Raw genomic sequence first — 24,157 nt, forward strand, 5'->3', positions numbered from 1 at the left:
TGCGGCACCTTGCTTCCCTCACTTGAACCAGTGCACCAGTGCGATGCTGATGCCGAGCAGGAGCAGCAGCGACAACGTTACGGCCGCCGTCACCCGCCCCCCGACATTGGCAAGCACCTTCACATCGACACCCAGGCCAAGCGCGGCCATCGACACCACCGTGAGAAAACCCGTGATCCGCGTGATCGGCGCAACCACCGTGGACGGCACGATCTCGAGCGAGCGCAGGGTCGCCAGCGCAAGGAAGCCGAGGATGAACCACGGGACCAGGCGGAAAAAGCCGACATTGGTCTTCTTGGCCTCGTTGTGCCAGCGCGAAGCCGTCAGCGAGAGGCCGACGACGACCGGCCCGAGCATCAGGACGCGCATCAGCTTGACGAGCGTGCCGATCTGCGTCGAGACGAGCCCCGCCGGCACAGTCGCCGCAAGCACCTGCGGCACGGCATAGACGGTGAGGCCTGCGAGGATGCCGTATTGCGTGGCCGATAGCTGCAGCAGCGGGATCAGCAGCGGCAGGCCGAGCACCATCATCACGCCGAGGATGGCGGTGAAGGAGATCGAGGATGCGATCTCGTCATTGTTGGCGCCGATGATCGGCGCCACCGCCGCAATCGCCGAGTTGCCGCAGATCGAGTTGCCGCAGGCGATCAGGATCGAGAGCCGCGTCGAGAGACCAAGCAGGCGGCTGATGCCGAAGGAAACGCAGAGCGCGACCACGACGACGGCCGCGATCGATGCCAACAGCGCGACGCCGGACGCCGCGATAGCAGCAAAGCTGATCGAGGCCCCCAGCAGCATGACGGCGACTTCGAGCAGCTGCTTGGCGCTGAAGGCGATGCCGGACTGCCAGCGCGGCGCGGGCTTCCAGAAGCTGCGCACGGCCATGCCGAGCAAGATCGCCATCACCAGCGCCTCGACGTAGGGATGCTCGAAGACGCCCAATTCCGCCCGTTCGAGCAGGGCCGAAACACCGGCCACGGCGATGCAGAGGAGGATCCCGGGAATCAGCGCGACGATGCGGCCAGTGGCCGTGGTCGGCTTGGCGTCGGCCGGGCTGGATGCTTGATTCTGCGACACAAATCTCTCCCCAAGGAGAAGGATTTATACGCAGCGCCATCCGATTGGGAAATAAGTTTTCGACATATCAGGGCCGAGGGAAGTTCTATCCTTCGCCCGAATAATCCGGCTCGGAAGGCCAGGCGCCCTTTAGAAGGTCAGGCGCGCCTTAGAAGATCAGGCGCCCTTAGAAGATAAGGCTCTTGGCCAGCGAGGCGACGCGGCTGAAGCCGTCATAGACGCCGGGCTCGAAAAAGGCCGCACGCGCGAGCACGATGCCAGCGACCAGCGACCAGAACAGGCCAGTGCCGACCCGCAGCAGCAGCTTTGACCCGCGCGAGCGCGGCTGGGTGTCCGTTGCGGACACCAATTGCTCGCCGAAAGGCTCAAACCTGGTGCGTTCCATAGCAGTCAATCCATCAATTTCTGATGGAAATGTCGTCGTTTCGGCCCCAAACAGCAATGGAAGCGATTGGCTTTTTTAACTCCCGGAGGGGAAACTCCTTCCGCCGGACGGACCCGGGGCAATAGTTTTCTTCTTCCGGCCTATTTTAGCACCGGCGCCACGGCGAGCAGGTAGCGCCGCGGGTATGAAAGGAATCTGCCAATGCCAAACCCCCGCGTGCGCGTCTACACCGACTACAAGAGCCCCTACGCGTTCGTGGCCAACAAGCGCCTATTCGAACTGCAGGAGACGCACGGCGTCGAGCTCGAATGGCTGCCCTATACGCTGCGCGTTGCCGAATTCATGGGGACCGTGGAAGAGCGCACGCCTCATTTCTGGCGCAAGGTGCGCTACGCCTATATGGACGCTCGGCGCTATGCCAATGCGCAGGGGCTCGTCATGAAAGGGCCCCGGCGGATCTACGACGCGTTCTATTCCAGCGTCGGCATGCTGTTCGCCCAACAGCACGGCTTCTTCCGGCCTTATCACGACACGGTGTTTCGTCGGTTCTGGAGCCATGAGCTCGAGATCGACGATCTCGCCGCAGTCACCGACGTCATCACGTCCTGCGGTGGCTCAGCCAGTGAGTTCGAAGCTTACGTCCACGGCCCTGCCCGCGCCGAACACGACCGCATCATCGACGAGGCCGAAGCGCTCGGCGTGTTCGGCGTGCCGACCATGGTATTCAACGACGAGCTGTTCTGGGGCGGCGACCGCATCGACACGTTGATCGAACGCATCGAGAAGCCTGAGACGATCGAGGCCGCGCTCGGCAGCCGTCATCGCAAGCCGGTATGAGCAGCAACGCTACGCCGCCAGCCCGCTCCCCACCGGAGCAAACTCCAGCCCGAGGCTCTCCGCTACCGCCATGTTGGTGATGCGGCCGCGATGCACATTCAGTCCGTTGCGGAGATGTGGATTTTCCAGCACCGCAGCAAAACCCTTGTTCGCGAGCATCAAGCCGAACGGCAACGTCGCGTTGTTCAGCGCCTGGCTCGACGTCACCGGCACCGCGCCGGGCATATTAGCCACGCAATAATGCACGATGCCGTCGACCAGATAGGTCGGATCGGCATGCGTGGTCGGGTGCGAGGTCTCGAAGCAGCCGCCCTGATCGATCGCGACGTCGACCAGCACCGCGCCCGGTCGCATCGATGTCAGCATCGCACGGGTGACGAGCTTGGGCGCGCTTGCGCCCGGCACCAGCACCGCACCGATCACGACGTCGGCAGCGAACACCTCCTCCTCAACTGATTCGATGGTGGAGAAGCGGGTGCGTACACGCCCGGCGAAGAGATCATCGAGCTCCCGCAACCGAGGAATAGAGCGGTCGATCACGGTGACTTCGGCGCCAAGGCCCGCGGCCATGCGCGCGGCTTGCGTTCCCACTACGCCGCCGCCGAGCACGACGACCCGCGCCGGCTGCACACCAGGAACGCCGCCCAGCAGCAGCCCGCGGCCGCCGGCCGAACGCTTAAGCGCGGCGCCGGCAGCCTCGATGGCGAGGCGGCCGGCGACTTCGCTCATCGGCGCGAGCAGGGGGAGGTGACCGGCCGCGTCGGTGACGGTTTCATAGGCGATCGCAGTACAGCCGGAGGCGAGCAAACCCCTGGCCTGTTCGGGATCCGGCGCGAGATGGAGATAAGTGAACAGGATCTGGCTTTCGCGGAGCTGCGCCCACTCGCTTTTCTGCGGCTCCTTCACCTTCACGATCATGTCGGAGTTCGCGAATATGTCGCGCGCGCCGTCGGCAATGGCGGCCCCTGCCCGCCTATAGACTTCGTCGGACGCGCCGATGCCGCCGCCCGCACCGGTCTCGACCGTCACCTCGTGCCCCGCGGCGACATATTCGCGGACCGCACCCGGGGTGAGCCCGACGCGATATTCCTGCACTTTGATTTCCTTGGGCACACCGACGCGCATCCCTGGCCTCCTTTTGATTCACCTCATGATCGTAGCGACCTGCCCGGTTTGGTTTCGTGCAAATATCCGCTAGCTTTGGCCTCCCTGCGCCGGTTTCCGGCGCCCAAACGCCCTTTCACGCTGGAAACGAAACTTTGGCCCTGGACCGGAAAGATCTCGCCATCCTCGCGGAACTCACGACCAATGCGCGGGCCAGCCACACCGAGCTCGCCAACAAGGTTGGGCTATCAAGCACCGCGCTCGCGCGGCGCCAGAAGGCGCTCGAGGACGACGGCTACATCCAGGGCTATCAAGCCGCGCTCGACCTCGCCCAATTCGGCCTCACCACCACGGTGCTGGTCCGCATCGCGCTGGAGAGCCAAAGCGACGAGGCGTTGAAGGCGTTCGAGGCGGAAGTGGTGAAATGCCCGTCCGTCGTGCGCTGCTTCCTGATGTCGGGGACCGACGACTACATCCTGATCGTGCTCGCCCGCGACATCCAGGATTTCGAGCGCATCCACCGCATGGAGCTGTCGCGCCTGCCGCGCGTGGCGCGGGTACAATCGAGCTTCGCGCTGCGCGAGGTCGTCAACCGCGCGGTGCCGAATGTGGTGTTCGGCGAAGCAAAACGCTGACCGCGACCTCTCGGAAAGGCGAACTGCCGGCAAGGGAATCAAAAGGAACCAACCGGTCGGTGGTCCGTTGGGCGCTATTGGCCGGCGGAGGCGTGCCCCGCGTCAACACGGCTGACGTCCGGCACGGTCGCCGTCGCAGGGAGCAGGACATGGGCGATGTCACGCATCAGATTTCCGAACGCATTCCGATCCATCTTGTCGTCAACGGCGTCAGTCACACGCTCGATCTCGTGCCATGGACCACGCTGCTCGACGCCTTGCGGGACCATCTCGCGCTGAGCGGCACCAAGAAGGGGTGCGATCATGGTCAGTGCGGCGCCTGCACGGTGCTGGTGGATGGCCGGCGCGTCAATTCGTGCCTCACGCTCGCCGTCATGAAGGACGGCGCGGAGATCACGACCATCGAAGGCCTTGGCAAGGACGGCGCGCTGCATCCCGTGCAACAGGCTTTCATCGACCATGACGCCTTCCAGTGCGGCTATTGCACGCCGGGACAGATATGTTCGGCAGCCGGACTGCTCGTCGAAGGCCGTGCCCGGGAGGCCGACGAGATCCGGGAGCTCATGAGCGGAAATCTCTGCCGCTGCGGCGCCTATCCGAACATCGTCGCCGCCATCCAGCAGGCAATGGGCCAGCCATGAACAATTTCCAGTATGCCCGAGCCACTGATGTCGCCGACGCGATCCGCCTGCTCGCCGCCGATCCCGGCGCCAAGCTGATCGCCGGGGGCACCAATCTGATCGACCTGATGAAAGAGAATGTCGAACGCCCCTCCCGGCTGATCGACATTTCTCGCCTGCCGCTGCGCAAGGTCGAGGAGACGACCGACGGGTCCTTGCGCATCGGCGCCCTGGTGCCGAACTCGGACCTCGCCTACCATCCATTGATCGAGCAGCGCTACCCCCTGCTCGCCAGCGCCATTCTGGCCGGCGCCTCGGCGCAATTGCGCAACATGGCCTCCGTTGGCGGCAATCTGATGCAACGAACGCGTTGCGCCTATTTCTATGACACGGCTACGCCTTGCAACAAGCGGCATCCCGGCAGCGGCTGCTCGGCGATGGACGGGCTGAACCGCAATCATGCGATCCTGGGCACGAGCGCCGTCTGCATCGCGACCAATCCATCCGATATGAGCGTGGCGCTGGCCGCGCTGGATGCGCTCGTGCACATCGCGGGTCCCTCCGGCGAACGCACCATCGCGCTGACCGATTTCCACCGGCTGCCCGGCGACAAGCCTCATGTCGATACCAACCTCGGCACCGGCGAGATCATCACGGCGATCGAGCTGCCGCCGCGGGGCTTTGCCCAGAACTACAGCTATCTCAAAGTTCGCGACCGCATGTCCTATGCCTTTGCTCTGGTCTCGGTTGCGGCCGCGCTCGAATTGGAAGGCAACGCGATCAGCGGGGCGCGCGTGGCGCTCGGCGGCGTGGCTCACAAGCCATGGCGCAGCCTCGAGGCCGAAGCGGGCCTGCGCGGCCAGGCCGCGACGCCCGATCACTTCTCGCATGCCGCGGATCTCTTGCTCCAGGGAGCAACGGCCCGCTCACATAACGGCTTCAAGATCGAGCTCGCACGCCGCGCCATCGTGCGGACGCTGACACAGGCGGCGAACGCCACGCCGCAATCCCAGGCCCACAAGAAGATCGCGTGAGGACCCTATGAACGCTTATGTGGGAACGCCGACGTCGCGTGTCGACGGCCGGGCCAAGGTCACCGGGGCCGCTAAATACGCCGGCGAATTTCCGGCCGACAGGCTCCTCCATGGCTTCGTTGTCGAGGCCACCATTCCATGCGGGCGCATTGTCCGCCTCGACACCGGCGCGGCACAGCAGGTCGAGGGCGTGCTCGAGGTGCTCACGCATGCGAACCGTCCGCCGCTGGCCGACAAGGACGAGGCGTGGAAGGACGAGGTTGCGCCCGAGGAAGGCTCGCCTTTCCGTCCGCTTTATGATGACAAGATCAAGTTCAACGGCCAGCCGATCGCACTGGTCGTCGCGGAGGACTGGGAAACCGCGAAATTTGCAGCGACGCTCGTGCGGGTCGAATATGAGCAGCATGGTTTTGCGACCGACCTCGAAGGCGAGCGCAGCAACGCGGCCGAAAAAGACAAGCCGCACAAGCCGCGGGGCGACGCCGTAGCCGCCCTTGCGGAAGCTGATGTGCGCCACGAGGCGGACTACGTGATACCGACCGAGCATCACAACCCGATGGAGCTCTACGCGACCACGGCGGTCTGGGACAGCAATGGCAAGCTCACGATCTACGACAAGACCCAAGGCGTCCAGAACGTCCACAAGTTTCTATGCGGCGTGTTCGACAAGAAGCCGGATGACATTCGCGTGGTCTCGCCATACGTCGGCGGCGCCTTCGGCTCCGGCTTGCGGCCGCAATATCAGGTGGTGCTGGCAACGCTCGGCGCGCTCGCGCTGAAGCGAAACGTTCGCGTCGTGCTGACGCGCCAGCAGATGTACGGGCTCGGCTACCGGCCGATGACCATCGAGCGCGTCGGGCTCGGCGCAAAATCGGACGGTACGCTCGACGCGGTCACGCACGAGGCCATTGCCGTCACCTCGCGCTACGAGGATTTTGCCCGCAACGATACCGGCTGGGCCGAACAGCTCTACAAGAGCCCGAACAGCCGCTTCTCCCACAAGCTGGTTCACCTTGACGTCTCCACGCCCTGCGACATGCGCGCACCGGGCGCGGCGTCGGGCGTCTGCGCGCTCGAATGTGCCATGGACGAGCTTGCCGTTGCTCTCAAGCTCGATCCGGTCGAACTGCGGCTGAAGTGCTACTCGGACCGCGATCAGAGCGAAAACCTCCCTTACACCAGCAAGCAATTGCGCGAATGCTACGCGCGCGGCGCGGACGCCTTCGGCTGGAGCGGCCGCAATCCTGCGCCGCGCTCGATGCGCGACGGCAAGGATCTGGTCGGCTGGGGCATGGCGACAGGCGTGTGGGAAGCACTGCAGATGCCGGTTGCCGTCCGTATCGTGCTGACGTCGAACGGACATGCCGAGGTGTCATGTGCCGCATCCGACATCGGCACCGGCACCTACACCATTGTGGCGCAGGTCGCGGCCGACGCACTCGGCCTGCCGATCGAGAACATCAGCGTCCGGCTCGCAGATTCCACCCTGCCGCAGGCGCCTGTCGAGGGCGGCTCCTGGATGGCTGCCTCGAGCGCACATGCGGTGCTCGCAGCCGCCGAGGAGGTGCGCAAGGAGGTGTTAGGTCTGGCCGGGAAAATCCCTGGCTCGCCGCTCGCCGGCACCGCGTTGGCCGATACGGTCCTGATCGACGGCAGCATTGCCAGCGCCAGCGACAACAGCCGCGCAGTCTCGATCGCCGACGCGATGCGCCATGGCGGCGTCGAACGTATCGAGAAGGAGAAGCTCAACCAGTTCGATGAGGACAAGAAGCACGCGCGCAATACCCATTCGGCCGTCTTTGCCGAGGTCAAGGTGGACGAGGAGCTAAACGTCATTCGCGTGACGCGGGTCGTGAGCGCCGTCGCGGCCGGACGGATTCTCAACACCAAGACCGGCCGCAGCCAGATCATGGGCGGCGTGGTCTGGGGGATCGGGATGGCCCTGCACGAGGAGACGGTGATGGATCACCGCTTCGGACGGATCATGAACGCGAACATCGCCGAGTACCACATCCCGGTGAATGCAGATGTTCGCGACATCGACGTGATCTTCGTCGACGAGCCGGACGCGCACATCAACGCGCTCGGCATCAAGGGCATTGGCGAAATCGGCATTGTCGGCGTCCCCGCGGCGATCGCAAACGCCGTCTATCACGCCACCGGCAAGCGCATCCGCCGCTTCCCCATCACATTGGACAAGCTTCTCGACTGAGACGCCGGTCATCCGACCGGCCCGCTCGGGATCGCGCCCGCTGTCATCCAGCTGTCATCAAATGTGTCGAGACCTGTCGGTCTCGCACATTCGGGATGGACAATGGATTATTTCAAGCGCTTCAACTTCCTGTTTGCCGCACCTGTGTTCGACGCCGACGACCTCGAAGGCGTGCGCTTCAACCAGATCATCGAGGAGATCCAGCGTTCCGGCTTCGAGGTCGTTCGCGCCCGCAAGCTGGAGGACGCGGAGATGGCGGTGCAGACCGATGCCGCGATCGGCTGCATGGTGGTGGATTGGGGCAAGAAGGGCCTGGAGGGCAAGACCTCGGCGCTGATCAACTTGATGCGGCGGCGCGGCCTCGATTTCCCGATCATCCTCCTGATCCGGCGCAAGCGGTTCGAGGATCTCCCGGTCGAGGTGCTCGACTTCATCGACGGTTATGTCTTCCTGTCCGAGGAGACACCGACCTTCATCGCCAAGAACCTGATCAGCCGTCTGAAGCAATATGCAGAGACGCTGAAGACGCCGTTCTTCGGCGCGCTGGTCGACTATGCCGAGGAGGGCAACCAGCTATGGACCTGTCCGGGCCACAATGGCGGCGTGTTCTACAACCGCAGCCCGATCGGACGGGTCTTCGTCGAACATCTCGGCGAGTCCGTATTTCGCGACGATCTCGACAATTCCGTGCTCGACCTCGGTGACCTCCTCACCCATGAAGGACCGGCGTTGAAGGCACAGAAGGAAGCCGCCCAGATCTTTGGCGCCGAAAAGACCTATTTCGTGCTCAACGGGACCTCGACCTCGAACAAGGTTGCGCTCGGCGCCCTCGTCACCGACGGCGATCTCGTACTGTTCGACCGCAACAACCACAAGGCTGCCCATCACGGCGCGCTGATGATCAATGGCGGCGTCCCGGTCTACGTGCCGACCATCCGCAATGCCTGGGGCCTGATCGGCCCGATGCGCTGGGATATGCTCGACGAAAAAGCCTTGCGCGAGGCAATCCGCAATCATCCCCTGGTCACGGACAAGGACGCCTGGCGCAAGGAGCGGCCGTTCCGCGTCGCCGTGGTCGAGCAGTGCACCTATGACGGCACCATCCACAGCGCCGAGATGATCTTGAAGCGCATCGGCCATCTCTGCGAGTATATCCTGTTCGACGAGGCCTGGGCAGGCTTCATGAAGTTCCACCCGCTCTATGCAGGCCGCTTCGCCATGGGGCTGGCGAACCTTCCCCCCGAGGCACCCGGGATCATCGCGACGCAGTCGACCCACAAGCAGCTCGCGAGCTTCTCGCAGGCATCCCAAATCCACATCAAGGATCGTCACATCCGCGGCCAGAAGCGACGCGTCGAGCACCGCCGCTTCAATGAAAGTTTCATGCAGCACGCTTCCACGTCGCCATTCTACCCGCTGTTCGCCTCGCTCGACGTCGGCGCGCAGATGATGAAGGGCCGCTCCGGCGAAGTGCTGTGGGACGACACCATCCGGCTCGGCGTCGAGCTGCGCAAGAAGATCCGCGCGATGCGCAGGGAGTTCGAGGAGAAGGAGCAGAATCCGGACAGGCGCTGGTTCTTCGAACCCTTCGTCCCCGATCGCGTCGCCATTCCCGATGTCAGCCACGCCGGCGCTTCGCACAACGTCGCCTGGGAAACACTCTCCACCGACGAGCTCGCCACCAATCCTGCGCTGTGGCAGCTCTCCCCCGACAGCGCCTGGCATGGCTTCCCTGGCCTCAGCGAGGGCTTCGCCATGACCGATCCGAACAAGCTGACGCTGCTCACGCCCGGCTTCGATCGCATCACCGGCGGCTATGTCGATCACGGCATCCCCGCCCCGGTCGTCGCGCAATATCTGCGCGAGAACCGCATCGTCCCCGAGAAGAACGACCTCAACTCCTTGCTCTTCCTGCTTACCCCGGGCGTCGAGGCAAGCAAGGCGGGCACGCTGATCTCTGGTCTCGTCGCCTTCAAGAGGCTGCACGACGACAATGCGCTGCTTGCGGACGTTATCCCGGAGTTCTCCCAGCGGCGGCAGGCGCGCTATGCCGGCGTGCGGCTGCGCGACCTCTGCGGCGAGATGCACCGCTTCTTTCGCGCCGCCGACGTCAGCGCGCTTCAGGCGCGACAGTTCATGCCCGAGCATATGCCTGACATCGTGATGTCGCCCCGCGATGCCGCGCGCTACCTGTTCCGCAACGATGTCGACTATCTGCCGATCGAGGCGATCACGGGCCGTATCGCCACCACACCCTTCGTGGTCTATCCCCCCGGCATCGCCACCATCGTGCCCGGCGAGCGGCTGACGGAACGGGCCAAGCCCATGCTGGATTATCTCAAGATGTTCGAGACCTGCTTCAACACGTTCCCGGGCTTCGACGTGGAAATCCAGGGCGTCTACAAGGAGATCGATGCGCAGGGGCGCATCGGGCTCTATACTTACGTCGTTACCGAGTAGGTGCCGATGAACGAAACTGCGATTGCGCGCCCGGATGACGGGCCGGTCCTGGTACGGCCCTCACGCGAGAGCGATGTCGAGGCGATGCTGGCGATCTACCGCCATCACGTCCGCAACGGCGTGCCGCGCGACGTCGAGGGAACCGGTGCGCCCGAGCCGGACGATCTGCGCGACCGGCGCAAGAACCTGAAGCAGACCCGCCTGCCGCATCTGGTCGCGGCCTACCGCGGCGAAGTCGTGGGCTATGCCTACGCCGTGCTGTTCCGCAAGCGTCCAGCCTATCGCTACACCGCCAAGCATTCGATCTACGTCCACCACGAGCATCTTGGCCGCGGGGTCGGACGGCTGTTGCTCCAGGAATTGATCGATGCTTGTGCAGCCGCCGGCTTCCGCCAGATGATTGGCTATATCGATGCCGACAATGCGCCCTCGCTGGCGTTGCACGAGAAGTTCGGTTTCGCGCGCGCCGGCCTTCTGTGTGGTGTCGCCTATCGCCACGGTCACTGGTCCGACACCGTCATGGTACAGCGCTCGCTCGGCGCTGGCGTCACTGCGCCACCTGTCACGGCGCCCCGGCGCTAGGCGCTCACGACGGAAAGTCAGCCGGTCTGACCTGGATGCGGTCGGCATGCAACGACCAGTGGTGCAACGCCTGGTCCTCGCAAAACCTTGCCTTCGCCCGCTCTCTGGCTTCGTCCTCGTCGGAAGCGTCGATCTCGAGCGTGCCCTGGCACACCTCGATCTGCCGGCCGTACTGGCCGAGCACGTCCTTCATGAACCTGACCACATAAGTTGACATGGGACCTCCTGCCTGCCCCGGCGGCGCTCACTCTAATCCCATTTAGGCGGAATCCGGGAGGGAGATTTTGACGCGGATCAAAGTCGGGCGCGGTTCCCGTCCGCCGATCATTAGGCAGCAGGAGCGCCGCCCACGGAAGGACAAAGCGACTGCCGACTACGCCGGCGTCACACCAAACGCCTGCTTGAAACGCTCGGCATAGCGTGGCCAGACCTCCGGATTGATGATGCGCGGCGGGCGCTTGCCGTCCAGCGTATCCAGCACCTGCTCGGCCGCGATGCGGCCCATGTTCTGCCGCGCCTCGATCGTGACGCCGGCGGTATGCGGGCTCGCCAGCACATTGTCGAGCTGGAGCAGCGGATGCTCCGGCGGCGGCGGCTCCTTGGACCAGACGTCGAGACCGGCACCCGCAATGCGCTTGTCACGCAAGGCCTGGAGCAGCGCATCTTCATCGTGAATGAATCCGCGCGCCGTGGTGATAAAGTACGCATGCGGCTGCATCAATCCAAACTCGCGCACGCTGATCATGTTGCGGCTGCCCTTGTCGAGCGGACAGGAGATCGAGACGAAATCGGCGCGGCGCAAGAGCTCGTCGAGCTCGACCTTCTCGCCGCCCCGCTCGGCCATCACCTCGGCCGTCAGGTAAGGATCGTAGGCCAGCACCTTCATGCCGAACAGGCCCTTGCACAGCGCGGCGATGCGGCGACCGACATTGCCGAGGCCGATGATGCCGACGGTCTTGTGCTCGATCTCGTTGCCGACGAGTTCGTTGCGGTTGACGTTGGACTCCCTGCGGAGCTTGCGATCGGACTGGATGATGCGCTTGGACAGCGTCAGCATCATCGCCAGCGCATGCTCGGCGACGGAATGGGCGTTGCCGCCGGACTGGTTGACGACCAGCACGCCGGCATCGGTGCAGGCCTCAACGTCGACAGGATCGAATCCCGCGCCGTTGCTGGAGACCAGCAGCAGGTTCGGCGCGCGCTTCAGGAAGGCAGCATCGACATGGAAGTGCGGGGCCAGTTCGTCACGGGCGGCGCCGATCTGGTAGACATGAGCCGCTTCGATGATCGGCGCGAAATATTCCGCGGGGCTCTCGTTCTCGATGCGATCGAGCCGGACGTCGGGCCGCGCCTTCAGGATGTCGATGTAGATCGGGTTGGCCAGATATTTGACGTAGAAGACGCGCTTGCTGTTGACGGACATCAGGACCCTTCCGGCTCTCTCCAGGAGATCCGCAGGGCCAGCGCTTCGCGCGCTCCTGTCATGCGTTCCTCCGTTCTCTTGTTTTGCCGCTTATGACACGGCGGCACCGGCCGCGGCAGGTCGTCTGGCGCAGATCACGGTGCAGCCCGGACATGTTGACAATCCCGCTGCCTGCGTCAAGTTCGGCAGACCGCCGCGACGGCCAAGACGATGGCCACGACAAAGGCAAAACATCAAGAAGCTGCGCGGCCGAAGGGAGAACGCAATGGCGATTGCGGAGCAACAAGCCTCGTCCGAGGCGGCGCAGACCTCCAGTGACAACAGCTGGCACGGCATCGTCCTGCAAACCCTGAAGCGGAACGAGATCAGCCTCGTCCCTTACGTGCCCGACCGCGTGCTGACGCCGCTGATCAAGAACCTGCACGCCGATCCCTTCTTCACCACCTTTGCCACCGCCCGCGAGGAGGAGGCCGTCGGCATCATCTCGGGCGCCTGGATGGGCGGACGGCGGGGCGCGGTGCTGATGCAGACCTCGGGCTTTGCGACGCTCGCCAACGTGCTGGCCTCGCTCGCGGTGCCCTACCAGATTCCACTGATCATGTTCGTGTCCGAGCGCGGCACGCTCGGCGAATTCAACTACGGCCAGTCACTGGTCTGCCGCACCATGCGTCCGGTGCTGGATTCGCTGGCGCTGGAGCATCACACCATCACTCGGCTCGACGAGCTCGAATTCATTGCCGACCGTTCGATCAAGCAGGCCGTCACGACGCAGGCCCCGGTGGCCCTGATCCTCAACCCGCTGCTCACGGGCGGCAAGGTGTTCGACAAGTGAGGCCGGCGCATATGAATACAGACGCGCGCAACACCAAAGTGATGAACCGCTTCGACGTCACCTCGCGCCTGATCGCGAAACTCGAGCACGAGGAAGCCGTGATCGGTGGCATCGGCAATACCAATTTCGACCTCTGGGCCGCCGGCCACCGTCCGCAGAATTTCTACATGCTCGGCAGCATGGGGCTCGCCTTCCCGATCGCGCTGGGCGTGGCGCTGGCGCAGCCGGACCGGCGCGTCTTCGCGCTCGAAGGCGACGGCTCGCTGCTGATGCAGCTCGGCGCGCTCTCGACGATCGCGGCGTTGAAGCCGAAGAACCTCACCATGATCGTAATGGACAACGGCATCTATCAGATCACCGGCGCGCAGCCGACACCGGCCGCGAACGTGGCTGACATCGTTGCCATCGCGACCGGCTCCGGGCTTGCCAACAGCGCCTGGGCCGCGGACGAGGAGGATTTCGAGCGTCTGATTGAGAAAGCCATGTCCGCTGGCGAGCCGAGCCTGATCGCCGTTCGTATCGATGACAAGCCGGGCGCCGGCGCCACCCGACGCGATCCCGTACAAATCCGGGAACGCTTCATGCACGGCCTTGGCGTGCGCGAGCCACTTTAACGTTTCGTCATTAACTACACGGCGATCTGATCCTGGCGGCTCGGCAGCCTGCTGCAATCCGTGCTAAGCGGTGCGGATGTCCATTTTCGTTCGCTCCTCTGCCTGGCTGCTTGCCGCCGCCGTCGCCTTTGCAACCCTTGGCCCGCCCGGCCTGCGGCCCCATTCCGACCTCGGCCAGGACGGCGAACATGCCCTTGCCTTCGTCCTGGTGGGACTAGCCTTCGGCCTCGCCTATCCGCGCCGCCGCCTGTCGGCCACAGCCATCGCGGTGGTGCTGATCGGCCTGCTCGAACTGATGCAATTCTGGGCACCGGGACGGCATGCGCGGCTGGAGGACTTTCTGGTCGATGCCGGCACTACCTGCATCGGCTTTGCGCTGGCGGCCGTCGCCGATCGGGCCATGACGCGGTTTCGCGCAAATTCGGCCCTGACGAGCCAAGGCCCCGCGGAGTGATGCTCCGCAGGGCCCGTCTCTTCAAAGCTCTCGCTCCGATCGGTCAGTCGATGATCTTGACGACGCGGCGCGTGCGCGGCTCCACGATCACGCGGCGATCGTTCACGACCGCATAACGGTATTCGGTGTAGTTCGGCACGGGCCGCAGCACCACGGTCGGCGGCAGTGGCTCGCCGACCACGACGCGCTCGTGAACCACGACGGAATCATCGCGCGGAATTCCGCCCAGGATCGCGTTCGGAATTTCAAGGCCGGCGCCCACGGCTGCACCGACGGTACCACCGACCATTGCTCCGACCGGGCCGCCGATGTCGCCGCCCGCGCGTGCGCCGTTCCTGGCGCCCTCTTCGGTCGTCGACTGAGCAAAGGCCGCACTCGACGCCAGCAGCGACGCGGCAGCCAACGAAATCGCAAGACGGGTTTTCATGTGCTTATGTCTCCAGTGATTGTTGTGCGCCTTCAACCGCGGGGCCGGATCATTGTTCCGGTTCCCCGCCCGATCTAGACCGCACCAAAACCGGAGACTGTTACCCGGTAACAGTTCAGGCCGCAGCGATCTCGTGGCCCGCCATCAGTTCCAGCGCGCGCACCATCGCCGAGTGGTCCCAGCCCTTGCCGCCATGCGCGGCGCAGGACGAGAACAGTTGCTGCGCCACTGCCGTGCTCGGCAGCGACAGGCCGAGCGCGCGGGCGCCTTCAAGCGCGAGGTTGAGATCCTTCTGGTGCAGCTCGATGCGGAAGCCGGGATCGAAATTGCGCTTCACCATGCGTTCGCCATGCACTTCGAGAATCCGCGACGACGCAAAGCCGCCCATCAAGGCCTGCCGCACCAGTGCCGGATCCGCACCGGCTTTCGACGCGAACAGCAGCGCTTCGCTGACCGCCTCGATCGTCAACGCGACGATGATCTGGTTAGCTACCTTCGTCGTCTGGCCGTCGCCATTGGCGCCGACCCGGGTGACGTTCTTTCCCATCCGGTCGAAGATCGGCTTCATGGTGTTGAAGGCGCGCTCGGGGCCACCGACCATGATGGTCAGGCTTGCCGCCTTGGCACCGACCTCCCCGCCTGACACCGGTGCGTCGAGATAATCCGCGCCGAGCGCCTCGATCTTCTTCGCAAACTCCTTGGTTGCCAGCGGCGAGATCGAGCTCATGTCGACCACGATCTTGCCCTTGGAAATGCCGCCCGCGACGCCGTCCTTGCCGAACAGCACGGCCTCCACATGCGGGGTATCCGGCACCATGATGATGACCGCATCCGCCTCCTCCGCAACCTCCTTGCTTGACTTGCAGGCAACGCCGCCGCCGGCGATCAGCTCGGGTGCGACCGGCCCGACATCGTGCAGGAGAACGCGATGGCCTGCAGCCAAAAGATGACCGGCCATCGGCCGTCCCATGGTGCCAAGTCCGATAAAGCCGATGTCGATCATGTCAAAGTTTCCTCAGGTCTCGAAAGTCTGCGCCGCGTGCCAGGACAGGCCGTCCAGCGTCGTGGTGCGCGGCTTGTATTCGCAACCGATCCAGCCGCGATAGCCGATCGCGTCGAGATGGCGGAACAGGAAGGGATAGTTGATCTCGCCGGTGCCGGGCTCGTTGCGACCGGGATTGTCGGCGAGCTGGATGTGCGCGATCTGCGGCAGATATTCCTGCATGGTGCGGGCGAGATCGCCCTCCATGATCTGCATGTGATAGATGTCGTACTGGATGAACAGATTGTTCGAGCGCACCTCCGAGATCAGCTGCACGGCCTGCTCGGTGCCGTTGAGGAAGAAGCCGGGAATGTCGAGCGTGTTGATCGGCTCGACCAGAAGCTTGATGTTCTCGCGCGCCAGGGTCGACGCCGCAAAGCGCAGATTCCCGACCAGCGTTTCGTTGAGATCACGCGGATCGGCATCGACAGGCGCGATGCCGACGAGACAGTTGAGCTGCTCGCAATCGAGCGCCTTGGCATAGTCGATGGCGCGAAACACGCCGTCCCTGAACTCGCTGACACGATCAGGCAGGACCGCGATGCCGCGCTCGCCTGCCGCCCAATTGCCGGCCGGCAGATTGTGCAGCACCTGCGTCAGCCCGTGGCTGTCGAGCTGCTCGCGCAGCTGCGCCTTGTCGAATTCATAGGGGAAGAGGTACTCGACCCCGGAAAAGCCCGCCGCTTTGGCCGCGCCGAAGCGGTCCACGAACGGCATCTCGTTGAAGAGCATGGTGAGGTTCGCAGCGAATTTCGGCATGTTGCTGTTCCCTATTCCGCCGGCTGCAGCACGCCGGGCCGCGCGGTCGCGACCTCGTCGAGCGGCAGATCCAGCACCTCCTCGAACTCGACGATGTTGTCGATCTCCGTGCCCATCGCGATGTTGGTGACGCGTTCGAGGATGAACTCGACCATCACAGGCACGCGGTACTTCGCCATCCATTCGCGTGCGGTGGCGAACGCGGCCTGCGCGTCCTTGGGATTGGTGACGCGGATCGCCTTGCAGCCGAGCCCTTCGGCGACGGCGACGTGATCGACGCCGTAGCCGCCGAGCTCGGGCGCGTTGATGTTCTCAAAGGAGAGCTGGACGTGATAATCCATGTCGAAGCCGCGCTGGGCCTGGCGGATCAGGCCGAGATAGGAATTGTTCACGACGACGTGGATGTAGGGCAGGTTGAATTGCGCTCCGACCGCGAGCTCCTCGATCAGGAACTGGAAGTCGTAGTCGCCCGAGAGCGCGACGATATCGCGATCCGGGCACGCCGCGCGCACGCCGAGCGCCGCGGGCAGCGTCCAGCCGAGCGGTCCCGCCTGCCCGGCATTGATCCAGTTGCGCGGCTTGTAGACACCCAAAAACTGCGCGCCGGCGATTTGCGAAAGGCCGATCACGGAGACGTAGCAGGTGTCACGGCCAAAGGCCTTAGTCATCTCCTCGTAGACGCGCTGTGGCTTGATCGGGACGTTATCGAAATGGCTCTTGCGCAACATCGTTTTCTTGCGGTCGCGGCAGGAAGCGGGCCATGCCTGGCGCTCGCGCAACCTGCCTGACCGGCGCCACTCTCTGGCGACGGCGACGAACAGTTCGAGCGCCGCCTTCGCGTCCGAGACGATGCCGAGATCGGGATTGAACACGCGCCCGATTTGCGTCGGCTCGATGTCGACATGCACGAAGGTGCGCCCCTTGGTGTAGGTCTCGACCGAGCCGGTGTGGCGGTTTGCCCAGCGGTTGCCAATGCCGAGTACGAAATCGGATTCGAGCATGGTGGCATTGCCGTAACGATGGCTGGTCTGAAGACCGACCATGCCGGCCATCAGCACGTGGTCGTCGGGGATGGCGCCCCAGCCCATCAGCGTTGGCACGACCGGCACGTTGGCGATCTCGGCGAACTCGACCAGAAGGTCGGACGCGTCGGCATTGATCACACCGCCGCCCGCGACGATCAGCGGCCGTTCGGCGGCATTGAGCATCTCCAGCGCCTTCTCGACCTGCTTGCGGGTCGCGGTGGGCTTGTAGATGGGCAACGGCTCATAGGTCTCGTCGTCGAACTCGATCTCCGCAAGCTGCACGTCGAGCGGCATGTCGATCAGCACCGGGCCGGGCCTTCCCGAGCGCATGATGTGAAAGGCCTGGCTGAACACGCGAGGCACCAGCCCGGGCTCGCGCACGATCACCGCCCATTTGGTCACGGGCTTTGCGATCGATTCGATGTCAACGGCCTGGAAATCCTCCTTGTAGAGCCGCGCCCGAGGCGCCTGCCCGGTGATGCAGAGGATCGGGATCGAGTCGGCGATCGCCGAATAGAGCCCGGTGATCATGTCGGTGCCCGCCGGCCCCGAAGTTCCGATGCAGACGCCGATATTGCCGGCCTTGGCCCGCGTGTAGCCCTCGGCCATGTGCGAGGCGCCCTCGACATGGCGCGCCAGGATGTGGCGGATCGAGCCGCGCTTCTTCAGCGCCGAGTAGAGCGGATTGATCGCGGCCCCGGGAACGCCGAAGGCAGTCGAGATGCCTTCCTTCTCCAGAATTCGCACGGCAGCATCGATGGCTCGCATCTTCGCCATATCGGACCTCGCTTGAGTTGCATTGGCTCGAGCGAGATCATCAGGCCCGCGAGGGCTGCACTCAACGAGATCGATTTTATTTTCCACGATGCGGCAGCCGCGGAAAAATCGCGGCAGCTTCAGTCAGTTAGATCGAGACACGCGTGAAAGCGATCACTCGAACAGCGGCGCCAGCTCCATCTGCGGCACCAGCACGAGACCCTTGTCGGTGATACGAATTTCCGGAATGACCGATAGCGGAATCAAATTGAAGCCCATGTAGGGGATGGTGCAGCCGGCTTCCGCCCATTCCTTCTTCAGCACCTTGACCTCTTCGGCCACCTCGGTGACGCGCTTGTCGGAGAGGAGGCCGGCGATCGGCAGCGGCACCAGCGCCCTCACCTTGCCCTCGGCGACGAGGCAGACGGCGCCCTGTTGCTCCTTGATGGCGGCCACCGCAACCTGCATCTCGGCCTCGTTGGTTCCGGCAACAATGATGTTGTGGCTGTCATGGCCGACGCTGGACGCGACCGCGCCGCGCTTCAGGCCAAAGTCCTTCAACAGGCCATAGGCGACATTGCCGGCCGATTTGCCATGGCGCTCGACCACCGTGACAAAGCACAGGCTGTAGCGCGCGAACAATTCCGGCCAATCCTTGGCCGGCTCGATCTCGATCTTCTCATGGATCAGCGTGATGCCGGGCAACGCGGTCTTGATGGCGTTGACGGTGCAGGCCTTCAGCGGCAGCTCCGGCGTCAGCTTCAGCTTCTCCGGCAGCTTCACAGTCGCGTAGGCCGCCTGCGGGTATTGATAGCGCTGCGACAGCGCCTGATCGAGCTTCGGCGTGATCTTGCGGTTTTCGACCACGAGTTCGCCGCCATACCAGGTGCATTGCGGCTTCAAATTGTCGTCCATCAGCACCAGATCGGCCCGGCGCCCGCCCCCGAGCCCGCCGATATCGCTGTCCATGTTGAAGCGCGTGGCGCCATGCAGCGAGCCCATTGACCAGGCCTGCTCGGGCGACATTCCCGCCTTCACCGCCTCCCGCACCACCCAGTCGAGACCGAACAGCAGGAGATCATCGGCGTCGCGATCGTCGGTGCACACGGCGGTGCGCTTGTGCGAAGCGCCGAGCTCGGTGATAGTGCGGATCGCCTGCGGCAGCGAGTGCCACGGTGTGGTCGGCGGTCCCCCGCGCAGGAACACCCAGACGCCGGCATCGAGCAAATCGTCAGCGATGTCGCGGTCGATCGCCTCGTGCGTATCGGTGACGCCGCTCGCCGCATAGGCCGCAACGAACTCGCGGCCATAGACATGGCCGGATACAGGCCGCCCGCGCTTCAGGGCGGCGGCGAGGATCGCATGGCTGCGCTCGTCCCCCATGGTGACGGGCACAAAATCCATCTTCTCGCCGAGCCCGACAGCCTCCGGCCAACGGTCGAACAGGCCGGCGATCTTGTCCGGCGTGAGGTCGCCGCCCGCGGTCTCGAGTGCGGCTGAGGTGGCCGGCACCGTGCTTGGCACAGTCAAAAAGATCGACAACGGCGCCTCGCGCGCGTCCTCCAGCATCGCCTCGACGCCGGCGACGTCCATGACGTTGCCGATCTCGTGGCTGTCGCAGAAGATCGTAGTGGTGCCGTTGAGCAATGCGGCCTCGGCGTAGGCGCAGGCCGTCACCATCGAGGATTCGATGTGGATGTGCGGATCAACCAGGCCCGGCGCGATAATGCCGCCGGCGGCATCGTAAACCGGCACGTGGCCGAAGACTTTCTTCGCAGCACCGGCCGGCTTCACCGCAGCAACGCGGCCGCCGGTGATCCAGACCTCGCGGCTCGCGTGGATACGCTCCGAATAGGTCGAGAGCACCCGCGCGCCGGTGACGACGAGATCCGGCGCGACACGCGCCGAGGCCACATCGGCGAGACGGCGGGTCATCGAATGCAGCGGTGCGACGGCGAAGCGGGTAAGTCTGGTCATCAGGACCCTCGCGTGGCGTTATGGCCCTGCGATGGTTACGCTCCGCGCCGGACCGGGCAAGCGCAAATATAACGGCACGCCCTGCTTACGCCTTAGGCGGCGAACCGCCTGCCGCCGCCGGCCTCGCGGGTCTGCGCGAGTTCCGTCGTCTCGGGGCCGCTGCGGCAGCGGCCTTGACCCGAATCCGCATCGACCTCCCGTTCTGCTCGTCGATCTCGAAGGAATTCGTCTTGCGCACGAGGTCGCTCAGTTTGCGGAAGCCGAACGTTCTCGGATCGAAATCGGACGCGAGATTGGCAAGTTGGCGACCGACCTCCCCGAGCGTCACCCAGCCGTCCTCGCTCTCCATCTGGGTGATGACCTTCTTGATGATGGGGGTTGCGGCATCAAGCGGCTGAAGCGACGTCGATCGCGAGGCGGCGTCCTGGGTGTTCGCCGACGCGGGAAGCAGGTTCTCCGTGTAGACGAACCTTCGACAGGCCTGCCGGAAGCTCTCGGGCGTCTTCTGTTCGCCGAATCCAAAGACATCGATGCCCTGCTCCCGGATCCGGGCGGCGAGACGTGTAAAATCGCTGTCCGACGACACCAGGCAAAAGCCGTCGAAGCGGCCGCTGTGAAGCAGGTCCATCGCGTCGATGACCAGGGTGATGTCCGACGCATTCTTTCCGGTCGTATAGGCGAACTGCTGCTGCGGGATGATGGCGTGTTTCGACAGGATGTCGGCCCAACCCCTCGACCTGGCATTGGAGAAGTCGCCGTAGATGCGGCGAACGCTGGCCTCACCGATCTTGGCAATCTCCTCGAACAGTCCATCGGCGATCTTTGCCGAAGCATTGTCGGCATCAATCAGGACAGCGAGACGGGGCGAACGGAGCTCTGACGGCATGACTTTTCCCACGAGATGGAGGTAACATTAGAAGACGCTCGCCTCGGGATGGCTAGTCCTCGTTCGCCTTGAAGCGTCCCATCCCTTTCAGCACGAAGGGTGCCAGCAGCGCGATCAACGCCAGCGCAAGCAGCGTCGCCGAGATCGGGCTCTGGAGCAGCGTCATGGGATCGCCGAGGCTGATCGCGAGCGCGCGACGCAGCTGGCTCTCGGCGATCGGGCCGAGGATCAGGCCAACCACGACGGGTGCGATCGGAAAATCGAACCGCCGCATCAGAAAGCCGAGCACGCCGAAGCCGGCCAGCATCGACAGTTCGACCACCGACGGCTTTGCGGCGATGGTGCCCATGGTCGCGAACACGAGGATGCCGGCATAGAGCCACGGCTGCGGGATCGCCAGCAGCCGCACCCACAGACCGACCAGCGGCAGATTGAGCACCAGCAGCATGCAATTGGCGATGAACAGGCTCGCGATCAGGCCCCACACGAGGTCAGGCCGCTCGGCGAACAGCAGCGGCCCCGGGTTGAGGCCGTATTGCTGGAAGCCCGCCAGCATCATCGCGGCCGTCGCCGAGGTCGGCAATCCCAGCGTCAGGAGCGGCACCAGCGTGCCCGCAGCCGAAGCGTTGTTGGCGGCCTCCGGTCCTGCAACGCCTTCGATCGCGCCCTTGCCGAATTCTTCGGGGTGTTTGGTCAGCCGCTTCTCGCAGGAATAGGACAGGAAGGTGGGGATTTCCGCGCCGCCGGCGGGCAGCGCACCGATCGGGAAGCCGAACATGGTGCCGCGCAGCCATGGCTTCCACGATCGCTTCCAGTCTTCCTTGGTCATCCACAGCGAGCCGCGCACCGGCTCGAGCTTCTCCTCAGTGTGGTGGCGGCGCGATGCGACGTAGAGCGCCTCGCCCACCGCGAACAGGCCGACCGCGAGCGTCGTCACCTCGACGCCGTCGAGCAGCTCGGGCACGCCGAACGCAAGCCGCGCCTGACCGGTCAGCTTGTCGATGCCGACGAGGCCCAACGTCAGACCAATGAACAGGCTGGTCAGGCCGCGGATCGGGGAATCGCCGAAGGTCGCCGACACCGTGACGAAGGCGACGCACATCAGCGCGAAATAATCCTCCGGGCCAAAGCGCACGGCGAAATCGACCAGCCACGGCGCGAGAAAGGCAAGCCCGATAGTGGCGATCGTGCCCGCGACGAAGGAGCCGATCGCGGAGGTCGCGAGCGCCGGCCCGCCGCGGCCGGCCTTGGCCATCTTGTTGCCTTCGAGCGCCGTCGCCATCGAGGCGCTCTCGCCGGGCGTGTTGATCAGGATGGCGGTGGTCGATCCGCCATACATGCCGCCGTAGTAGATGCCGGCAAACATGATCAGCGAACCGCCGGGATCGAGCTTGTACGTCACCGGCAGCAGCAGCGCGACCGTGAGCGCCGGACCGATGCCGGGCAGCACGCCCACGGCGGTGCCGAGGAACACGCCGATCAGGGCGTAGAGGAGATTCATCGGCTGCACGGCGACCGCCATGCCATGCGCCAGCGCGGCGAAGGTGTCCATCACAGCAGTCGCTCCAGGGGGCCGGCCGGAAGGCTCAACGTCAACAACCGGTCGAACGCGAGGTAAATGAGGATCGACATCACGAGGGCGATGGCGGAATCGACGAGGACGGCGCGACGCCCAAATGCTGCCGAGGTCGTGACGAACAGCGCCGACGTCGCCAGAATGAACCCGCCGCCGAAGCCGATGATGCCGATCAGCAGCGCAAGGCCCGCGAGGATCAAGACCACCGGTACGGGATCGGCGCTCTCGCGCGCCGGCAAATGACCGCGCAGCGCGTCAACGAGATTGCCGATCGCGAGCAGCGCGAGACCGGTGGCGATCACGACCGGCATCGCCTCCGGCCCCATCCCGTACATCGTGGTCGATTGCAGGCCGCGCGCGTCCCAGACCAGCACCGCGGCAAGTAGCGCGAGCGACGCGGCGATGACGATGCCGGCGCGATCGACGCGCCGCGGTGGCTGGGCTGGATCGCCTGTGGTCATGACTTGACCAGGCCAACTGATCTCAGCACGTCGGTGACGCGCACGGTTTCCTTTTTCAGGAAGTCGGCGAAGGCGTCGCCGCCGAGATAGGCATCCTCCCAGCCCTTCTGCTTGAGGATGTCTTTCCAGGCGTCCGACTTCACCATCTTCTCGACCGCGTCGCTTAGCATCTTGCGCTGCTCCGGCGTGATTCCGGGAGGCGCGACCACCGAGCGCCAATTGGCGATCACGAGGTCGATGCCCTGCTCCTTGAAGGTCGGGATGTCGCTCCCTGGAATGCGCTTCTCCGAGGTCACGCCGATCGCGCGCAGCTTGCCGGACTTGATCTGCCCATCATATTCGCTGAGGCCGGAAATGCCGGCAGTGACCTTCGCGCCGAGAATGGCGGCGAGCGACTCGCCGCCGCCCGAGAACGGAATGTAGTTGATCTTCTTCGCGTCGGCGCCAACGGCGCCGGCGAACAATGCCGCCATCACATGATCGACGCCACCGGCCGAGCCGCCGGCGAAGGTCACTTTGGCGATGTCCGCCTTCACGGCTGCGGCCAGATCCTGCGCGGTCTTGATCGGCGAATTTGCCGGCACCACGATCACCTGGATTTCCTCGGTGAGGCGGGCGATCGGCGTCACCTGCTCGAGCGTGACGGGTGATTTGTTCATGGCGAGCGCGCCCACCATGACGAAGCCGTTGACCATCAGCTGGTTGCCGTCACCCTTGGCGCCGTTGACGAACTGCGCGATGCCGACACTGCCGCCTGCGCCGGGAACGTTTGTGACCTGCACGCTGCGCGCAACGCCGGCGGCGACCAGCGCCTGCTGCATCGAGCGCGCGGTCTGGTCCCAGCCACCGCCCGGCGCCGCCGGTGCCATCAGCTTGAGCTCGAGCTGCTGGGCAAAAGCCGGCGTGGCTGCCGCAAGGGTCAGCGCGACGGCTGCGCCGACGAGGCGCGCGGGAAGTTGAAACATGGGACGTCTCCGGG

24 protein-coding genes are annotated in these 24,157 nt (G+C 64.6%); 10 read left to right on the top strand and 14 right to left on the bottom strand.

What is annotated here, in order from left to right; genetic code table 11:
• Window positions 1-18: 18 nt before the first annotated feature.
• Window positions 19-1,077, bottom strand: coding sequence for a YeiH family protein (locus ACVIN2_RS07380; protein WP_456765091.1), 1,059 nt, complete (start codon window positions 1,075-1,077; stop codon window positions 19-21).
• Window positions 1,078-1,243: 166 nt separating this feature from the next.
• Window positions 1,244-1,423, bottom strand: coding sequence for a hypothetical protein (locus tag ACVIN2_RS07385; protein WP_231171117.1), 180 nt, complete (start codon window positions 1,421-1,423; stop codon window positions 1,244-1,246).
• A gap of 240 nt (window positions 1,424-1,663) precedes the next feature.
• On the opposite strand from ACVIN2_RS07385, the gene ACVIN2_RS07390 reads away from it, so the two are divergent.
• Window positions 1,664-2,299: a DsbA family protein gene (locus ACVIN2_RS07390; protein WP_456765092.1), complete on the top strand. Its 636-nt coding sequence runs from the start codon at window positions 1,664-1,666 to the stop codon at window positions 2,297-2,299.
• 9 nt (window positions 2,300-2,308) lie between these two features.
• Here ACVIN2_RS07390 and ald read toward each other — a convergent pair whose 3' ends face one another.
• Window positions 2,309-3,424, bottom strand: a complete 1,116-nt coding sequence (ald, locus tag ACVIN2_RS07395) for an alanine dehydrogenase (protein ID WP_456765093.1) — start codon at window positions 3,422-3,424, stop codon at window positions 2,309-2,311.
• A gap of 134 nt (window positions 3,425-3,558) precedes the next feature.
• Here ald and ACVIN2_RS07400 point away from each other — a divergent pair, with 134 nt between their 5' ends.
• The 6 genes from ACVIN2_RS07400 to ACVIN2_RS07425 all read left to right on the top strand — a co-directional run bounded on the left by ACVIN2_RS07400 (window position 3,559) and on the right by ACVIN2_RS07425 (window position 10,946).
• A complete protein-coding gene (locus ACVIN2_RS07400; protein ID WP_456765094.1) occupies window positions 3,559-4,038 on the top strand; it encodes an Lrp/AsnC family transcriptional regulator in 480 nt (159 codons plus the stop codon).
• Window positions 4,039-4,187: 149 nt separating this feature from the next.
• Window positions 4,188-4,679, top strand: coding sequence for a (2Fe-2S)-binding protein (locus tag ACVIN2_RS07405; protein ID WP_456765095.1), 492 nt, complete (start codon window positions 4,188-4,190; stop codon window positions 4,677-4,679).
• A complete protein-coding gene (locus ACVIN2_RS07410; protein ID WP_456765096.1) occupies window positions 4,676-5,692 on the top strand; it encodes an FAD binding domain-containing protein in 1,017 nt (338 codons plus the stop codon). Before ACVIN2_RS07405 ends, ACVIN2_RS07410 begins: the two co-directional genes overlap by 4 nt.
• A 7-nt stretch (window positions 5,693-5,699) precedes the next feature.
• A complete protein-coding gene (locus ACVIN2_RS07415) occupies window positions 5,700-7,904 on the top strand; it encodes a xanthine dehydrogenase family protein molybdopterin-binding subunit (protein WP_456765097.1) in 2,205 nt (734 codons plus the stop codon).
• A gap of 102 nt (window positions 7,905-8,006) precedes the next feature.
• Entirely contained in the window at window positions 8,007-10,364 is a 2,358-nt protein-coding gene (locus ACVIN2_RS07420) for an Orn/Lys/Arg family decarboxylase (RefSeq protein WP_456765098.1), read from the top strand.
• 6 nt (window positions 10,365-10,370) lie between these two features.
• The gene (locus ACVIN2_RS07425; RefSeq protein WP_456765099.1) at window positions 10,371-10,946 is read left to right on the top strand and encodes an N-acetyltransferase family protein; all 576 of its coding nucleotides are present in this window, start codon (window positions 10,371-10,373) and stop codon (window positions 10,944-10,946) included.
• Window positions 10,947-10,950: 4 nt separating this feature from the next.
• Here ACVIN2_RS07425 and ACVIN2_RS07430 read toward each other — a convergent pair whose 3' ends face one another.
• Together ACVIN2_RS07430 and ACVIN2_RS07435 are read right to left on the bottom strand one after the other, a co-directional pair.
• Window positions 10,951-11,163 (bottom strand): hypothetical protein, encoded by a 213-nt coding sequence (locus ACVIN2_RS07430; RefSeq protein WP_007608382.1) that lies wholly within the window; start codon window positions 11,161-11,163, stop codon window positions 10,951-10,953.
• A 156-nt stretch (window positions 11,164-11,319) separates the two neighbouring features.
• Window positions 11,320-12,369 (bottom strand): hydroxyacid dehydrogenase, encoded by a 1,050-nt coding sequence (locus tag ACVIN2_RS07435; RefSeq protein WP_456765100.1) that lies wholly within the window; start codon window positions 12,367-12,369, stop codon window positions 11,320-11,322.
• 265 nt (window positions 12,370-12,634) lie between these two features.
• Here ACVIN2_RS07435 and ACVIN2_RS07440 point away from each other — a divergent pair, with 265 nt between their 5' ends.
• The 3 genes from ACVIN2_RS07440 (at window position 12,635) to ACVIN2_RS07450 (ending at window position 14,269) form a co-directional block, all read left to right on the top strand.
• Window positions 12,635-13,201 carry a thiamine pyrophosphate-binding protein gene (locus ACVIN2_RS07440; RefSeq protein ID WP_456765101.1) on the top strand — a complete coding sequence of 189 codons (567 nt, stop codon included), beginning with the start codon at window positions 12,635-12,637 and terminating at the stop codon, window positions 13,199-13,201.
• Between the two features lie 11 nt (window positions 13,202-13,212).
• Window positions 13,213-13,815, top strand: a complete 603-nt coding sequence (locus tag ACVIN2_RS07445) for a thiamine pyrophosphate-dependent enzyme (RefSeq protein WP_456765102.1) — start codon at window positions 13,213-13,215, stop codon at window positions 13,813-13,815.
• Between the two features lie 76 nt (window positions 13,816-13,891).
• Window positions 13,892-14,269 carry a VanZ family protein gene (locus ACVIN2_RS07450; RefSeq protein WP_456765103.1) on the top strand — a complete coding sequence of 126 codons (378 nt, stop codon included), beginning with the start codon at window positions 13,892-13,894 and terminating at the stop codon, window positions 14,267-14,269.
• A 43-nt stretch (window positions 14,270-14,312) separates the two neighbouring features.
• Here the strand turns inward: ACVIN2_RS07450 and ACVIN2_RS07455 are convergent, their stop codons facing one another.
• The 9 genes from ACVIN2_RS07455 to ACVIN2_RS07495 all read right to left on the bottom strand — a co-directional run bounded on the left by ACVIN2_RS07455 (window position 14,313) and on the right by ACVIN2_RS07495 (window position 24,143).
• Window positions 14,313-14,696: a DUF1236 domain-containing protein gene (locus tag ACVIN2_RS07455; protein WP_007593296.1), complete on the bottom strand. Its 384-nt coding sequence runs from the start codon at window positions 14,694-14,696 to the stop codon at window positions 14,313-14,315.
• Between the two features lie 115 nt (window positions 14,697-14,811).
• Window positions 14,812-15,699, bottom strand: a complete 888-nt coding sequence (locus ACVIN2_RS07460; RefSeq protein ID WP_456765104.1) for a 2-hydroxy-3-oxopropionate reductase — start codon at window positions 15,697-15,699, stop codon at window positions 14,812-14,814.
• A gap of 12 nt (window positions 15,700-15,711) precedes the next feature.
• Window positions 15,712-16,497, bottom strand: coding sequence for a hydroxypyruvate isomerase (gene hyi, locus ACVIN2_RS07465; RefSeq protein WP_456765105.1), 786 nt, complete (start codon window positions 16,495-16,497; stop codon window positions 15,712-15,714).
• Between the two features lie 11 nt (window positions 16,498-16,508).
• Window positions 16,509-18,299, bottom strand: coding sequence for a glyoxylate carboligase (gene gcl, locus ACVIN2_RS07470; protein WP_456765106.1), 1,791 nt, complete (start codon window positions 18,297-18,299; stop codon window positions 16,509-16,511).
• Between the two features lie 153 nt (window positions 18,300-18,452).
• Window positions 18,453-20,255: an adenine deaminase gene (locus ACVIN2_RS07475; protein WP_456765107.1), complete on the bottom strand. Its 1,803-nt coding sequence runs from the start codon at window positions 20,253-20,255 to the stop codon at window positions 18,453-18,455.
• An 85-nt stretch (window positions 20,256-20,340) separates the two neighbouring features.
• Window positions 20,341-21,141, bottom strand: a complete 801-nt coding sequence (locus ACVIN2_RS07480) for an NYN domain-containing protein (protein ID WP_456765108.1) — start codon at window positions 21,139-21,141, stop codon at window positions 20,341-20,343.
• A gap of 52 nt (window positions 21,142-21,193) precedes the next feature.
• Entirely contained in the window at window positions 21,194-22,693 is a 1,500-nt protein-coding gene (locus ACVIN2_RS07485; RefSeq protein WP_027569151.1) for a tripartite tricarboxylate transporter permease, read from the bottom strand.
• Complete coding sequence (locus ACVIN2_RS07490; protein ID WP_456765109.1) at window positions 22,693-23,178, bottom strand: tripartite tricarboxylate transporter TctB family protein; 486 nt, start codon at window positions 23,176-23,178, stop codon at window positions 22,693-22,695. Before ACVIN2_RS07490 ends, ACVIN2_RS07485 begins: the two co-directional genes overlap by 1 nt.
• Window positions 23,175-24,143, bottom strand: a complete 969-nt coding sequence (locus ACVIN2_RS07495; RefSeq protein ID WP_456765110.1) for a Bug family tripartite tricarboxylate transporter substrate binding protein — start codon at window positions 24,141-24,143, stop codon at window positions 23,175-23,177. The genes ACVIN2_RS07490 and ACVIN2_RS07495 overlap by 4 nt, the downstream gene beginning before the upstream one ends.
• Between the last annotated feature and the right edge of the window lie 14 nt (window positions 24,144-24,157).

This window comes from Bradyrhizobium sp. USDA 3650 (assembly GCF_054057395.1).